General features: G+C 63.1%; 12 protein-coding genes and 1 pseudogene. 2 read left to right on the top strand and 11 right to left on the bottom strand.

Annotation, left to right across the window (positions count from 1 at the left end; all coding sequences use genetic code 11):
- Positions 1–125: 125 nt before the first annotated feature.
- Positions 126–1,019: an SDR family oxidoreductase gene (locus EN990_RS15325; protein WP_127388321.1), complete on the top strand. Its 894-nt coding sequence runs from the start codon at positions 126–128 to the stop codon at positions 1,017–1,019.
- Between the two features lie 185 nt (positions 1,020–1,204).
- Here the strand turns inward: EN990_RS15325 and EN990_RS15330 are convergent, their stop codons facing one another.
- Both EN990_RS15330 and EN990_RS15335 read right to left on the bottom strand, forming a co-directional pair.
- Complete coding sequence (locus tag EN990_RS15330) at positions 1,205–3,124, bottom strand: potassium transporter Kup (RefSeq protein WP_127385429.1); 1,920 nt, start codon at positions 3,122–3,124, stop codon at positions 1,205–1,207.
- Between the two features lie 104 nt (positions 3,125–3,228).
- Positions 3,229–3,969: a pyridoxine 5'-phosphate synthase gene (locus EN990_RS15335; protein ID WP_127369871.1), complete on the bottom strand. Its 741-nt coding sequence runs from the start codon at positions 3,967–3,969 to the stop codon at positions 3,229–3,231.
- Between the two features lie 134 nt (positions 3,970–4,103).
- On the opposite strand from EN990_RS15335, the gene EN990_RS15340 reads away from it, so the two are divergent.
- Positions 4,104–4,526: an STAS/SEC14 domain-containing protein gene (locus EN990_RS15340; RefSeq protein WP_127369872.1), complete on the top strand. Its 423-nt coding sequence runs from the start codon at positions 4,104–4,106 to the stop codon at positions 4,524–4,526.
- On the opposite strand, the gene EN990_RS15345 is transcribed toward EN990_RS15340, so the two are convergent.
- The 9 genes and pseudogenes from EN990_RS15345 to ilvN all read right to left on the bottom strand — a co-directional run bounded on the left by EN990_RS15345 (position 4,519) and on the right by ilvN (position 14,488).
- The gene (locus EN990_RS15345; protein ID WP_127369873.1) at positions 4,519–5,646 is read right to left on the bottom strand and encodes an ATP-dependent RecD-like DNA helicase; all 1,128 of its coding nucleotides are present in this window, start codon (positions 5,644–5,646) and stop codon (positions 4,519–4,521) included. The two genes, EN990_RS15340 and EN990_RS15345, sit on opposite strands and share 8 nt — an antisense overlap.
- Before the next feature lie 152 nt (positions 5,647–5,798).
- A pseudogene (gene fusA, locus EN990_RS15350) lies at positions 5,799–6,695 on the bottom strand (elongation factor G); the annotation flags it as partial.
- Between the two features lie 115 nt (positions 6,696–6,810).
- Positions 6,811–7,161 carry a nitrile hydratase accessory protein gene (locus EN990_RS15355; RefSeq protein ID WP_027160577.1) on the bottom strand — a complete coding sequence of 117 codons (351 nt, stop codon included), beginning with the start codon at positions 7,159–7,161 and terminating at the stop codon, positions 6,811–6,813.
- A complete protein-coding gene (gene nthB / locus EN990_RS15360) occupies positions 7,148–7,807 on the bottom strand; it encodes a nitrile hydratase subunit beta (RefSeq protein WP_027160578.1) in 660 nt (219 codons plus the stop codon). Before nthB ends, EN990_RS15355 begins: the two co-directional genes overlap by 14 nt.
- Entirely contained in the window at positions 7,804–8,427 is a 624-nt protein-coding gene (gene nthA, locus EN990_RS15365) for a nitrile hydratase subunit alpha (RefSeq protein ID WP_127369810.1), read from the bottom strand. The genes nthB and nthA overlap by 4 nt, the downstream gene beginning before the upstream one ends.
- Positions 8,428–8,506: 79 nt before the next feature.
- Positions 8,507–11,668, bottom strand: coding sequence for an efflux RND transporter permease subunit (locus tag EN990_RS15370; RefSeq protein ID WP_127385510.1), 3,162 nt, complete (start codon positions 11,666–11,668; stop codon positions 8,507–8,509).
- The gene (locus EN990_RS15375; RefSeq protein ID WP_127385509.1) at positions 11,665–12,939 is read right to left on the bottom strand and encodes an efflux RND transporter periplasmic adaptor subunit; all 1,275 of its coding nucleotides are present in this window, start codon (positions 12,937–12,939) and stop codon (positions 11,665–11,667) included. The genes EN990_RS15370 and EN990_RS15375 overlap by 4 nt, the downstream gene beginning before the upstream one ends.
- Positions 12,940–13,186: 247 nt before the next feature.
- Positions 13,187–13,783 (bottom strand): LysE family translocator, encoded by a 597-nt coding sequence (locus EN990_RS15380; protein WP_024501399.1) that lies wholly within the window; start codon positions 13,781–13,783, stop codon positions 13,187–13,189.
- 132 nt (positions 13,784–13,915) lie between these two features.
- On the bottom strand, positions 13,916–14,488 hold the full coding sequence (gene ilvN / locus EN990_RS15385) for an acetolactate synthase small subunit (RefSeq protein WP_127369654.1): 573 nt from the start codon (positions 14,486–14,488) through the stop codon (positions 13,916–13,918).
- Between the last annotated feature and the right edge of the window lie 71 nt (positions 14,489–14,559).

Consider the following 14,559-nt stretch of genomic DNA (forward strand, 5'->3'; position numbering starts at 1 on the left):
CTGCGTGTGCCTACCTCCCGAAAAACTGCCTTCTTTACGGCACCACGTCAATTCCTATTTTAGTGCTGGTCTCTTTTTGAGACTGCCACTCGAACCGCCTTAGCGGCGCAATGTCAGGACCTTCCATGAGCGAAACCCTTCTCGTCACCGGCGCTTCCGGCCAGCTCGGCCGCGGCGTCATCCAATATCTCCTGGACAAGCACAAAGTTCCACCGGCAAACATCATCGCCGCCACACGCAATCCGGAAAGCGTGGCCGATCTGGCGCTGCGCGGCGTCGTTGTCAGGGCCGCCGACTTCAACGACGCGGCGTCGCTGGAAACCGCATTCAAAGGCGCCGACAAGGTGCTGATCATTTCGACCGGCGATCTCGATCTCAAAAGCGGCAGGCGCCTGAAGCAGCACGAAAATGCCGTCGCCGCGGCCAAAAATGCCGGCATTTCGCATCTGCTCTACACCTCGATGCCCAATCCGGAGCCGGTATCGCCAGTCCTGTTTGCAGATGACCACTACAGCACCGAGCAGGCGATCAAGGCGAGCGGCATCCCCTACACGATCTTCCGCAACGGCTGGTACCAGGAAAACCTGTTCATGGCCCTCCCGCACGCGATCGCCTCGGGAAAATGGTACACGTCGGCCGGCGACGGGCGCATTGCCCACGGTGCGCGCGACGACATGGCAGCGGCGATCGCCGCCAGCCTCGCTGGCGCTTCAAACGAAAGCAAGACCTACACCTTGACCGGTCCGCACGCCTACACCACGGCAGAGATTGCCGCCCTGGTAAGCGAGGTCACCGGCAAGTCGCTCGATGTCCTGCAGGTTCCGGATGAAGCGCTCACCGAAGGGGTAAAGGCATCAGGCGTTCCCGAGGATTTTGCTGAAGTCATCGTGTCCTTCGACGTCAACACGCGCTCCGGCCGCATCCCCATGGTGACCGACGCGATCGAGACGCTTTCCGGCCGCAAGCCAAAAACGCTGAAGCAGTTCCTCGAGGCGAACAAGGCCGCGCTGGCCGGTTGAAGCGGAGTGACATGGACTGTGCCGCAAGACACAGCTCATTCGCCAGGACATATCGAGATTCAGGTCAGGCTGGACCGAGAATGTGGGTTCCGAGAACCGGAACGGAGCGGACACTTGGTCCGTGAGTACCGGAAGCGCAGGAACCTGCCGTTCGCAGGCCGGCCTCACCTGAATATCGGCATGTCCTAGATGGCCACCTGAGTGCCGATCTCCACCACGCGCCCGGTCGGGATCTGGAAATACTCCGTCGCGTCGGCCGCCGTGCGCGCCAGGCCGATGAACAGCCGGTCCTGCCACACCGGCATGCCGGAATTGGGCGAGGCCTTGAGCGAACGCCGCGACAGGAAGAACGAAGTCGTCATGATGTCGAATTTCCAGCCCTGCTTGCGGCAGATCGCCAGCGCGCGCGGGATGTTGGGCTGCTCCATGTAGCCGAAGGTCAGAGTCACGCGCATGAACAGCTCGTTGACCGTCTCCATCTTGACCCGGTCGCTGTCGGGCACCACCGGCTGCGGCGCGGTCACCACTGAAAGGATGACGTTCTGCTCATGCAGCACCTTGTAGTGCTTCAGGCTGTGCATCAGTGCGGTTGGCGCGCTGAGCGGATCGCTGGTCAGGAACACGGCGGTGCCTGACACCAGCTGCGGCTTCTTCTTCAACAGATTGCCGGCGAGGAAATCGAGCGGGATCTCGTTGCGGCGGGTCTTGTCGAACAGATAGCGGCTGCCGCGCACCCAGGTCCACATGGCCAGCACAATGGTGAAGGCAACGGCCAGCGATGCCCAGCCGCCCTCAAACACCTTGACGATGTTGGAGGCAAAGAAACCGACGTCGATGAAGCCGAACAGCGCCGTCAGCGAGACCGCCAGCCACAGCTTCCATTTCCAGATCCGCGTCATGACCACAAACAACAGCACCGTGGTCACCAGCATGTTGCCGGTCACCGAGATGCCGTAGGCCGATGCCAGCCTGCTGGACTCGCCGAAGCCCACCACCAGCATCATCACCACCAGCGCCAGCAGCAGGTTGACGCGCGGCATGTAGATCTGGCCGGACTGTTTCTCCGACGTATGCAGAATTTCCAGGCGCGGCAGCATATTGAGCTGCACCGCCTGCCTGGTCAACGAGAAGGCGCCCGAGATCACCGCCTGGCTGGCGATGACCGTGGCGGCGGTCGCCAGCACGACCATCGGGATCAGCGTCCAGCCTTCATTCATTTCGAAGAACGGATGGCCGACGACGCCGTTCTTGGCCAGCACGAAAGCGCCCTGCCCGGCATAATTGAGCAGCAGGCACGGAAACACGACCCACAGCCAGGCGAGCACGATCGGCTTGCGGCCGAAATGGCCGAGATCCGCATAGAGCGCCTCGGCGCCGGTCACGGCGAGGAAGATGGCGCCGATGGTGACGAAAGCGACATCGGGCGAATTGATCAGGAATGCGACGATGTAGTGCGGGCTGATCGCCCACAGGATTTCCGGATCGGCGATGATGTGGTTGAGGCCGGAAAGGCCGATCGCCAGGAACCACACCGCCGTCACGGGACCGAACACCAATCCCACGCCGCCCGTGCCGAAACGTTGCACCGCGAACACCATGGCGAGAATGACCAGTGTCAGCGGCACGACATAAGGCTGGAAGGTCGGCGTGACGACGTTCATGCCTTCGACCGCCGACAGCACCGAAATCGCCGGCGTGATGACGGCGTCGCCGAAGAAAAGCGACGCCCCGACGATGCCGATGCCGAGCATCAGCGCCGAGCGCTTGGGGAAACTGCCGCGCGCCAGCGCCATCAGCGACAGCACGCCGCCCTCGCCGCGGTTGTTCGCCCGCAGCACGAACATGATGTATTTGATGGTGACGATGATGGTCAGCGACCAGATGATCAGCGACAAAACGCCCAGGATGTCACCGCGGTCGGCCACCTGTCCGCCGGAAGATGCCACCAGCGCCTCGCGAAAGGCGTAGATCGGACTGGTGCCGATATCCCCATAGACGACACCGAGCGCGCCCAGCATCAGAACCTTGGTGCTGTGCTGTTCGACTTCCGAATGGCTCGATTGTTCGACGGGTTCTGCCTCACTACCAGTATTGGTAAGGGCCATGGACGACACTCCGATAAGCGCGCGGTGCTCTACGCTTGCTGCGATGCAATATCAAGTGCCGTCGCGTAATGGCTGCCATGCCTGCCATGCGAGGCTGCCCATCGCTACCATCCGCAGGCCTTGAGGAACCGACCCACCGTACCGGCCATGCCATACTCCAACGCGTCGGCTGTCAACCCATGTCCGATCGACACTTCGGCCAATGCCGGAATGCGCTTGACCAGCGCCGGCAGGTTGCCGACCACCAGATCGTGCCCGGCATTGACCTGCAGCCCGGCGGCAAGCGCGGCGTCAGCGGTTTTTCCCAGCCTTTCCAGCTCTTTGGCGGCTTTGGCGGAATCTGTGTGATAGCTGCCATATGGACCTGTATAGAGCTCGATGCGGTCGGCGCCGGTGTCGCGCGCGGCCGCCACCCAATCGGGATCCGGATCGGAAAACAGCGACACGCGAAAGCCCCCCTTCTTCAGGCGCTTGACGATCGGTGTGAGGAACGCGGCCTGGGTAGCGAAGTTCCAGCCATGGTCCGATGTCGCCTGAGCCGGATCGTCCGGCACCAAAGTCACCTGTTCGGGCTGATGCTTTTCCACAAGCAACAGGAAATCCTCGGTCGGATAGCCCTCGATGTTGAATTCCGCGCCCGGAAACTCGTCGTCGATCAGCGACCGGATCTCAGGCACATCGGAGTGTCTTGTATGCCGTTCGTCGGGGCGTGGATGCACCGTCAGCCCATGCGCTCCGGCCGCCAGCGCGATGCGGCCGATGCCGGTGACGCTGGGCCACGGCAGGTCGCGCCGGTTGCGCAGCATGGCGATGGCATTGAGGTTGACGGAGAGCTTTGCAGGCATGCGGGTGGCCTCGGAAATCGTTAGACGCGCCCACCTATAATGCCTTTGACGGGAACAGTAATGCCTTTGGTGGGAACAGACTGGGGGTTTCGGGTGTTCCAAGCCTGATGAACCAGCGGGGAAAGGTAGCGCCGATGAATTTTCTTGATGAGGTGCCGGCAATCCGCCGTATCGAGACCAGCCGTGACGACCTTTTCGCCATCGATGTCGTCGGGCACGTTTCCGCGGCCGATGGTGAAAATCTTTTCGGATTGCTGGAGGCAGCCTACGCCCTGCATCCGCGCGTCGATGTGCTGGTGCGCCTCGTCGACCACGACGGCGTCGACTGGGCCGACATCGCTGACGAGACCCTGAAGCAGGGCGCCATTCATGCATTGGAACATGTCGACCGTTGCGCGACGATCGGCGAACCGGACTGGATAGCGGACGCACAACGCTTTCTGCCGTCCTCACCGCCCATCGAAATCAGGCATTTCAGGGCGGAGGACGAGGCTGCCGCCTGGCAATGGCTTGCCGCACAGCCTATCGGGGCAACAGCATCCGGCGCCCCTACCTGACGATCGTCAGCCGCTCGGCCGCCCGCGTGATGGCGGTGTAGAGCCAGCGCTGGCGGGTTTCCTTGAAGGCCCAGCTTTCATCGAACAGCACGATCTCGTTCCACTGTGAGCCCTGCGCCTTGTGCACGGTCAGCGCGTAGCCATAGTCGAAATCGTCGAAGCGCTTCTTCTGCTGCCAGGGGATATCGGCGTCCGGATCCTCGAACGCCGCCTTGAGCAGCTTGATCTTGGCGACGCCGCGATCCGGATCGTCCTCTTCCGGCGACACCAGAAGGTTGATGCCGGGCTTCACCGTCTCGCGCGACGATGTCATCACCTTCCACAGCGAGCCGTTGAGCAGGCCCTTTGCCGGATCGTTGCGCAGGCAGACGAGCTTGTCGCCGGCCTGCGGATAGTCGGCGTTGAAGCCCTTGAGCTCGCGCAGCCGCTGATTGTAGCGGCGCCGCGTGCGATTGGTGCCGACCAGCACCTGGTCCGCCTTCAGCACCAGTTCCTGGGTAACGTCTTCCTTGCCGATCACCTGCGCCGTGCCATAGTCGCCACGCATGAACTCGCGGCCCTCGCGCACATCGAGCGCCAGCCGCAGGATCGGGTTGTCGCGCGCCTGCCGGTGGATTTCGGTGAGCAGAAAATCCGGCTCGTGGTCGGTGAAGAAGCCGCCGCCCGAGATCGGCGGCAGCTGGCCGGGATCGCCAAGCACCAGGATCGGCGTGCCAAAACTCATCAGGTCACGGCCGAGCTGCTCGTCGACCATCGAGCATTCATCGATGACGACCAGCTTGGCGCGCGAGATCGGGCTTTGACGGTTGAGCGAAAAGGTCGGCGACATCGAGGTCTTGCCGGTGACTTCGTCCGACACCGATTCCTCGCCTTTCGGCCTATAGATCAGCGAATGGATGGTGCGGGCGTTGACCGCGCCCTTGGAGCGCAGCACCTGCGCCGCCTTGCCGGTGAAGGCGGCGAACTGCACCTGGCCGTCGACATGTTCGGCGAAATAGCGCGCCAGCGTCGTCTTGCCGGTGCCGGCATAGCCGAACAGCCGGAACAGCTGCGGCTGGCCGATCTTCAGCCAGCGGGCGACCGCTTGCAGCGCCTCGTCCTGTTGGGGAGAGAATTCCATCAGCGCGAGAGACCGGATTCGCAAGGGAAAGACAAGACAGCCGCCATCATCATCGATGCGCCGGGACGCTTCAGTGCCGCCGACGGGTCAGGCTATCAGGCACAGACAAGAACGTAAAGGGAACAACCGACCACGTCGGCTGGAAGCGAAATTCAGGCAATGGCCATGGCGGCCCGCGGGTCGCGGTCGTCGGGTGGTAGCGGAACGGGAGCGTATCCGGCATAGCTGACGCTCAACCGTGCCTGCCCGTTCGAACAGGACCGGAGTGCATCCTCCAGCTTGGACATATTTCTAAGCGGCACTGTCGCGTTGACGACGACGACCACGCCGCGGATTTCCCGACTCAGGATCTGGCCACGGCGGCTTTGCAGTTCGGCGATGACGTTGCCGACATGGGTTGCTGAAGTCATTACTTCGACCTTCATGATCGGCTCGAGCAACTGCACGCCGAGGCGTGGCGCGGCTTCGCGAAAGCAGGCGCGGCCGGCGATCTCGAAAGCCAGAGCCGAGGAATCGGGATCGTGAAAAGCGCCATCCATCAGCAACGCCTTGACGCCGATCATCGGGAAGCCCGCAAATGGACCTGAGGACAATATGCTGCGCAGCCCCTTTTCGACGCCCGCAATGTATTCGCCATGAAGCGCACCACCGACGATCCTGGACTCGAACACGGAGTCCGCGCTGTCCGCGTTCGGCTCGAACATGATCTTGACGCGGGCGAACTGACCGGTGCCGCCGGACTGCCTCTTGTGCGTGAAGTCCTGCTTGTGCGTACGGGTGATCGTCTCGCGATAGGCCACTTGTGGAGAACCAATATTCACATCGACCTGGGACTCGCGACGCAGGTGGTCAATGATGATGTCGAGGTGGAGTTCGTCCATGAAGGCGATAATGGTCTGGCCCGATTCCTCGTCTTGCATGACGCGGAAGAAAGCATCCTCGTCCGCCAGCTTCGCCAAGGCGATACGCAGCCGCTCCTGATCGGCCTTCGATTTCGGCTCGATCGCGATTTGCAGCAAAGGCCAGGGCGCGGCAGGCTTTTCCATCATGGGGATATGGTCGCTGGTGGCCCCAATATTTGCAACTGAGTGCAGGAGCGAAATCCGGACTGAGATAACGGAAGACTAAACTGATCTTTTTGGCCTGGCTGCTCGCAGCCTGCTGTCAGGGTCCAGGATCGTTCTCCAGCAGGATCGGCTTGCCGTGCGGGGTGGCATGCGCGGCGCGTTCCCATGCCTCTGCCATCGCATCGACATCGGACTTGGCGGCCAGACCTTTTGAGGCAAGCAGCTTTTCCAACGCAGCCAGCCAATGTTCGTAATAATCATGGCCGTCCGCTGCGGCGCCCGGTCTCTTCACTTCTGCCGACAGTGCCTGCGCCCACTCGCTCCACGAAAACAGGCCCTTGTCGTGCAGCGCAACCGTCATGGCGAAGGCTTCGGCTTGCCATGGCTCGGCGAAAACAGGCGCATCGGCGCCCGGCGGCAAATCGGCGGGGCCATCACGCCGGCTCAAGATAGCTCTCCCAGGCGTCGATCGACACAACAAGCGTCGGGTCGGCGCCCTCGCCCCAGATCTCCGATCCTTCGAAAACCACGGTGTACACCCATTGCGGATTTTCGCCGTGTCCATGCGCGTTGCTGTCGGGAAAAACAAAACCGTCGTGCACCGCCTCGATCACGCCGTGCTTGCCGCGTGCGTAGCGCGGCAGCCGCGTGTGGCCGGTCGGGTTGAAGTTTTTGGTCCGCACGGCGTCGCCCGCCTTGAACCGCGCCGCTTGCGCCACCGGCCGGTCGCAAGGGCTGCCCTTGGCCAACACCGCGGGCACGTTTTCCGCCTTCAGCACCCTCTTGGGAGTCGCTGCTGGATCGACTGCCTTGCCCGCTTCGAGATCGCGCTGGCTGACGAAGCCATGGCGCTTTAACAGCACCTCCAGCGCCTTGATCCATATCTCGTAGTAGCTCGATGAATAGTAGACAGCCGGATGCAGCGATTCCCGTGCATGCCGGCTCTCGTCGATGTTCCACGCGCCCATGGCGCCGGCAGTCAGCGTCACGCCGAGCGCCCGCCTTTCCCAGGCGGCATGGAAGTAAGGTTCGTCCTTTTCCGGCGCGACCGGGCCGAACCCCATCTGTCCGCCGAGATCTTGCGGCCCGTTCATGCCGGCTGCCCCTCTATTCCAGGTCTTTGGGCCAGGCCGGTGCCGATCATCGCATCGCGGCTGACCAGCTCCGCCAGCCGCTCCTCGCTCCAGCCCTTGGTACCCTCGGGCCGCATCGGCACGACGAGATAGCGCAGCTCGGCAGTGGAATCCCAGACGCGGATTTTCTTGTCCGCCGGCAGCGTCAGCCCGAACTCCTCCAGCACGCCGCGCGGATCGATCACCGCGCGCGAACGATAGGGCGGCGCCTTGTACCAGACCGGCGGCAGGCCAAGCACCGACCACGGATAGCAGGAGCACAGTGTGCAGACGACGAGATTATGGGTGTCCTGCGTGTTGAACACCGCCTGCATGTGCTCGCCCTGGCGGCCGGTATAGCTTAGCGAGCCGATCGCCGCCGTCGCATCGCGCTTCAGCCAGTCGGCATAGGCTGGATCGCGCCAGGCTTTCGCCACCACCCTGGCGCCGTTGCGCGGCCCGATCTTCGTCTCGTAGGTGTCGACGATGACGTCGATCGCGGCCGGATCGATCAGACCCTTCTGGGCGAGGATCGTCTCCAGCGCACGCACGCGGGCGGCAAACGGATCGAGTTCGTTGTCGTGATCATGATCGTGTGACATGGCTACAAACTACGTTTGCAGTGATGCCGCTGCAAGCATGAGGGCTTGGGCCAGCGGACCATGGCGCCAGCTCTACCCCCTATTCGGCGGCCGCCCGCTGCGGCTCGGGCAGCATGTCTTCCCTGGGCTTGAACAGCGAGGGCTGATCCCCCGCTTCGACCGAGCCCGGCTCGCCCTTGCGCTTCGACCAAAGCCCCACCAGCCAGCCCGAGAAATTCTCCATGTAGACATAGATGACCGGCGTCACGAACAGGGTCAGTGCCTGCGAGGCAAGCAGGCCGCCGACAACGGCAACGCCCAGCGGCTGGCGCAGTTCGGCGCTGGCGCCGGTGCCGAGCGCAATCGGGAACGTGCCCATGAGTGCCGCCAGCGTCGTCATCATGATCGGCCTGAAGCGCATCAGGCAAGCCTTGTGGATCGACTCGGTCGCCGACATGCCTTCTCGTCGCAGTTCGAGCGCGACATCGACCATCATGATGCCGTTCTTCTTGACGATGCCGATCAGCATCAGGATGCCGATCACCGCGATGACCGACAGATCCATGCCGGCGAAGCGCAGCGCAACGACCGCTCCCAGCACGGCCGACGGCAGGCCGGTGAGGATGGTCAGCGGGTGGATGAAGCTTTCGTAGAGGATGCCGAGCACGATGTAGATGGTCAGGATTGCGCCGCCGATCAGAAAACCCTGGTTGGCCAGCGAATCCTGGAAGGTCTTGGCCGTGCCGGCAAAGGTCGTCGAGATCACCGTCGGCATGCCGATCTGCTCTTTCAGCGCATTGATGCGTGTCACGCTGTCGCCCAGCGCCACGCCCTGCGGCAGATTGTAGGAGATGGTCACGGCTGGAAGCTGGCCGAGCTGGTTGACGGTCAGGGCGCCGGCCGTGCGATCGACGCGGGCGAAGGCGCCGAGCGGAACAAGACTGCCGCTCGCCGTCCTCATCTGGATGGCCAGCATCCGCTCGGGCGACCACTCGATCTTGGGATCGAGCTCGGTGATGACTTCATAGCTGTCGGCCGAACCGAAGATGGTCGAAACCTGGTCGGTGCCGAACCCGCCATAGAGGGCGGAGCGCAACGTGTCGGTATCGATACCGAGTTGGGCGGCCTTGTCGCGATCCACCACCAGCGTCGCCTGCAGCGCATTGTTCTGCAGGTCGCTGGTGACGTCGGTGAAGTTCGCATGGTCGGCCGCCATCGCGTCGTTCAGTTTCTGCGCCCAAATATCGGTGAGGCCGGTATCAAGGCCCTGAACCACGAGCTGGTAGGCGCTTGCGGACGACCGCGAGCCCAGCCTCAAATTCTGCACCGGCTGCATGTAGGTCTCGATGCCAGCAACGCCGGCCAGTTGCTTGCGCAGATCCGCAAGCACCTTCTCTATATCGGGACGCTGGTCCTTGCCCTTGAGCTGGACGAAAAGCTGCCCCTGGTTGAGCGCGTTGTTGCCGCTGCCCGCCGACCACGCCACATGGTCGACATAGGGCGAATGCGAGAAGACGCTGGCGACCTGCCCTTGCAGCCTGGACATGGCGTCGAACGAGATGTCCTGGCGGGCGATGGTGGTCACCGATATCTGGCCGATGTCCTCCTGCGGGAAGAAACCCTTCGGCGAGATCTGGATCAGCCACACCGACGCTGCCGCGGTGCCGACGAAGACGAGGAACACCAGGAAGGTGTGCCGCAGGCAGAAGCTCAAGACCCTGTCGTAGCCGCGCGTGACGAGGTCCTGCTTGTGACCGGGGCCATGCTTGTCGCGGTCGGCTTTGGTCACCGACAGCAGCCGCGAGCACAGCATCGGCGTCAGCGTCAGCGACACGAACATCGACGCCAGGATGGCGACCGTCACCACCACGGCGAACTCGTTGAAGATGCGCCCGATGACGCCGCCCATCAGCAGCACGGGGATGAAAACCGCCACCAGCGAGATCGAGATCGAGATGATGGTGAAGCCGATTTCGCGCGCGCCCTTCAGCGAGGCGTCGAAGGCCGACAGCCCGTCCTCCTCCATGTGGCGGAAGATGTTTTCAAGCATCACGATGGCGTCGTCGACGACGAGGCCGACCGCCAGCGTCAGGCCCATCAGCGAGATGTTGTCGATGGAAAAGCCGAACAGGAACATCGCGCCGAGCGTGGCGATCAGCGAGATCGGCACCGCCACGGCCGGGATGATTGTCGCCGTCACCCGGCGCAGGAACACGAAGATCACCATGATGACCAGGGCAATGGTGAGCAGCAGCGTGAACTGCACGTCGCTGACCGCCTGCCGGATCGAACTGGAGCGGTCGTTAAGCAGCTTGATGTCGGCGGCGGCCGGCATCTGGTCCTTGAAGGACGGCAGCATCGCCTTGACCTTGTCGACGACGTCGACAGTGTTGGCGTCGGGTTGACGCTGCACGGCCATGATGATCGCGCGGGTGCCATCGTACCAACTCGCCGTCGTGGTCGTCTGCACCGAATCGACCACGCGGGTCACCTCGCCCAGCCGTACCGGGTGACCGTTTTTGGTGGCGATGATGATGTTGGAGAAACCGGCGGCGTCGGTCAGCTGCGTGTTGGCGGTGATGGTGAGCTGCTGCTTGTCGTTCTGGAGCACGCCGAGCGGCGTGTTGCTGTTGGCCGAGGCAACCGCCGCCTGCAGCTGATCGATCGAGATGCCGCGTGCGGCAAGCGCGGTCGGGTCGATCTGGATGCGCACCGCGTATTTCTGCTGGCCGAAGATCGAGACCTGCGCCACGCCGTCGATGGTCGACAGCGACGGCGAGATGACGTTTTCCGCGAACGCATCGAGGTCGGTCAGCGGAACCGTGTCGCTGACCAGCGACATCAAAAGGATCGGCGCGTCGGCCGGATTGACCTTGCGATAGCTCGGCGGCGCCGTCATCTGCGACGGCAATGATTTCTGCGTGCGCGCGATCGCCGCCTGCACGTCGGCCGCCGCCGCGTCGATGTCGCGGTTGAGCACGAACTGGATGGCGATCGAGGTCTGGCCAAGCGAGTTGGTGGTCGAGATCGAATCGATGCCGGCGATGGTGGCGAACTGCTTGATCAGCGGCGTCGCCACCGATGTCGCCATGGTTTCCGGCGAGGCGCCGGGCAGCGAGGCCGAGACGTTGACCACCGGGAATTCGGCGCTGGGCAGTGCCGCCACCGGCAGGAACTTGTAGGCGAACAGCCCGCCCAGCACGAGGGCGAACGACATCAGAAGGGTGGCGACGGGCCGGCGTATGCAGAATTCGGAAATCATTGGGCGGCCTCGCCGACCCTGGTCGCCTCGGCCACCTTGGGCGCAGCGGCACCCGCCGTGGTCTTGCCTTCATGCACCGCGGCGCCGTCCTTCAGCCGTGTCTGGCCCTCGGTGACAACCTTCTCACCGCTTTTCAGCCCCTGGCTGATGGCGCTGTTGTCGCCTTCGGTCAGCGCCACGTGCACCGGCCGCATCTCGACCGTGTTGTCCGGCTTGACCACATAGACGAAAGGGCCCTTCTGGCTTGGCTGCACCGCGACAGTAGGAACCGATGTCATCTGCGGCATGATGCCGGCGTCGAGCACGACATTCACATACTGGCCGGGCCATAGCGAAAGGTCGGCATTGGGAATACTTGCCCGCGTCGCGATAGTGCCCGACGCGGTGTCGACGCTGGAGTCGACGAAATCGAGCGTGCCCTTGCCGATCGGCGTCGGGTCACCATCCTTGGTCAGTGTCACCGCGCCCTGCTGCGGATTGGCAAGCGCCTTGTGCAGCAGGGCGAGATTGCTTTCCGGCAGATTGAAGTTGACCTGCAGCGGGTCCATCTGGGTGATGGTCACCAGCGGGGTCGCCGTGCTGCTGTTGCCATTGCTGACGGTGACGAGATCGCCGACGGCGACGCTGACCGCACCCAGCCTGCCGGAAATCGGCGCCGTGATCGTGGCGAAGCCAAGCTGGACATTGTCGGCGTCGATTGTCGCCTTGTCGGCGTCAACGGTCGCAGCGGCAGCCTTCTGCGCGGCGACGGCCTGGTCGTAGGTCTGCTGCGTGCCGGCCTGCTTGGCAACCAGATCCTTGGCGCGCTGGAGATCGGAATTCGAACTGGCAAGCAGCGCCTGATCCTTGGCGAGCGCCGCTTGATCCTTTGCCAGCTGCGCCTTCAGCGCCCGGTCATCGAGCGAGAACAGAACGTCGCCGACCCTGACCATCTGCCCATCCTTGACGTCGATCGAGACGATCTGGCTGGACACCCGCGCGTTGATGTTGACGACGGCGGGAGACGAGACGAAGCCGATCGCATAACGCCGGATCGGGAAATCGGCTGTCGAGGCGACGGCCGAGAGGATGGAAGCCGAGCGGGCGGCACCGCCGCCACCTGCCACCTTGTCGCCCGCTGCCGGCTTGCCGGTTGCCGATTTGTCCGCGGCAGCGACCTGCTTTGCGCCGATGAGCTGCTGAGCCTTGCTCAGCGCGTCCGGAGACACATAGAGCCAGGCCGCGCCCGCACAGGCGACGGCAAGCAACGAAAGAACGACTTTTCCACGCATGGTCAAAGGCCCTCTCCACCCGACACGTCGTGGTCCGATGGTTCTACTCTAGCGCAAATCACGGCCCGTTGCCGCGATTTCGCCGAATAGATAGGACGCGCCTTTGTCGGAAAAGGGCCAAAACACGGCATTACGAAGATTTAATGTGCACTGCACAATGGATGTGCAACACGGGCTGAATCCCCATCCGACGGCTTGCGAGCCATCGCCTTCCGGCCTGAGACGACCAGAATGTGCGCGTCTCGACCTATTTGAGCATCGGCCAAAGCGTCGCCGCCAGCAGCACGCCCATGGCGATGTTGAACCATTTCAGCCGTACCGGGTCCGACAGGAAACCGCGCAGCGCGGTGCCGAACCCAGCCCACACCGAGACGCTCGGTAAATTAACGATGGTGAAGGCCACAGCGATCAACACCACCGACAGGAACGGGTGCTCGGCATTGGCATAGACGGCCATGGCGGTGATCGCCATCACCCACGCCTTGGGATTGACCCACTGGAATGCAGCCGCCTCGATGAAGCGCATCGGCCGCGCCTTCGTCTCGCCCTTGCCGGTCAGCGTGCGCGACATGGCGATCTTCCAGGCGAGGTACAAAAGATAGGCGCCGCCGGCGATCTTGAGCGCGGTATGCAGCGCCGGAAACGCCGTCAACACAGCGCCAAGGCCAAGACCGACGGCAAGCAGCAGCACGAGGAAACCCATGCTGATGCCAAGCATGTGCGGAACGGTTCTGACGATGCCGAAATTCACGCCCGATGCCAGAAGCATGAGATTGTTCGGCCCCGGCGTGATCGAAGTCACCAAGGCGTAGACAAGCAGGGCAAGGAAAGCGTCAAGCGACATGGATATCCTCCCCGACAAGTCAGGATCGTTGTCTTTTCTAGGCAACCCGCAAAGGCCCACGGACGGCCCACAGCGGGGCCAGAAGCCTCACTGTGGAAGCTGGCTGGCGCGCCCGGCGCCAGCACCGAAGGCCTACATCGCCTGCGGGCCGCGGTTCAACGCCGCCACGCCGGTGCGGCAGATTTCGACCAGGCCGAGCGGCTTCATGATGGCGATGAACTGATCGATCTTGGAGCCCTTGCCGGTGATCTCGAAGATGAAATGCTCGGTGTTGGCGTCGATGACGCTGGCGCGGAACGCATCGGCCAGCCGCAGCGCCTCGACCCGGGCCTCGCCGAGGCCGGCGACCTTGACCAGCGCCAGTTCGCGCTCCAGCGGCCGCTCCTGGCCGGATTCATGCGAGCGCACGGTCAGGTCGACGACGCGGTGCACCGGCACGATGCGCTCCAGCTGGTGCTTGATCTGCTCCAGCACATGCGGCGTGCCGCGCGTCACGATGGTGATGCGCGACAGGTGTTTTTCATGCTCGGTCTCGGAGACGGTCAGGCTCTCGATGTTGTAGCCGCGCCCGGAAAATAGGCCGATGACCCGGGCAAGCACGCCCGGCTCATTGTCGACCAGCACGGAAAGCGTGTGGTTTTCCGGCTTTTCCGTTTCCTTGGCGATAAAATAGGCCGAACCGGTCGGTTGTAGCTGTGCGTTCATGACATGAATCTCGATTTCAAGCTCTTGAGCTAATTCTTTGTTTGCGCAGGGCTTTCTCGCGACAGCCCTGC

The sequence above is a fragment of the Mesorhizobium sp. M7A.F.Ca.US.005.03.1.1 genome (assembly GCF_003997975.1).
GTDB lineage: Bacteria > Pseudomonadota > Alphaproteobacteria > Rhizobiales > Rhizobiaceae > Mesorhizobium > Mesorhizobium ciceri.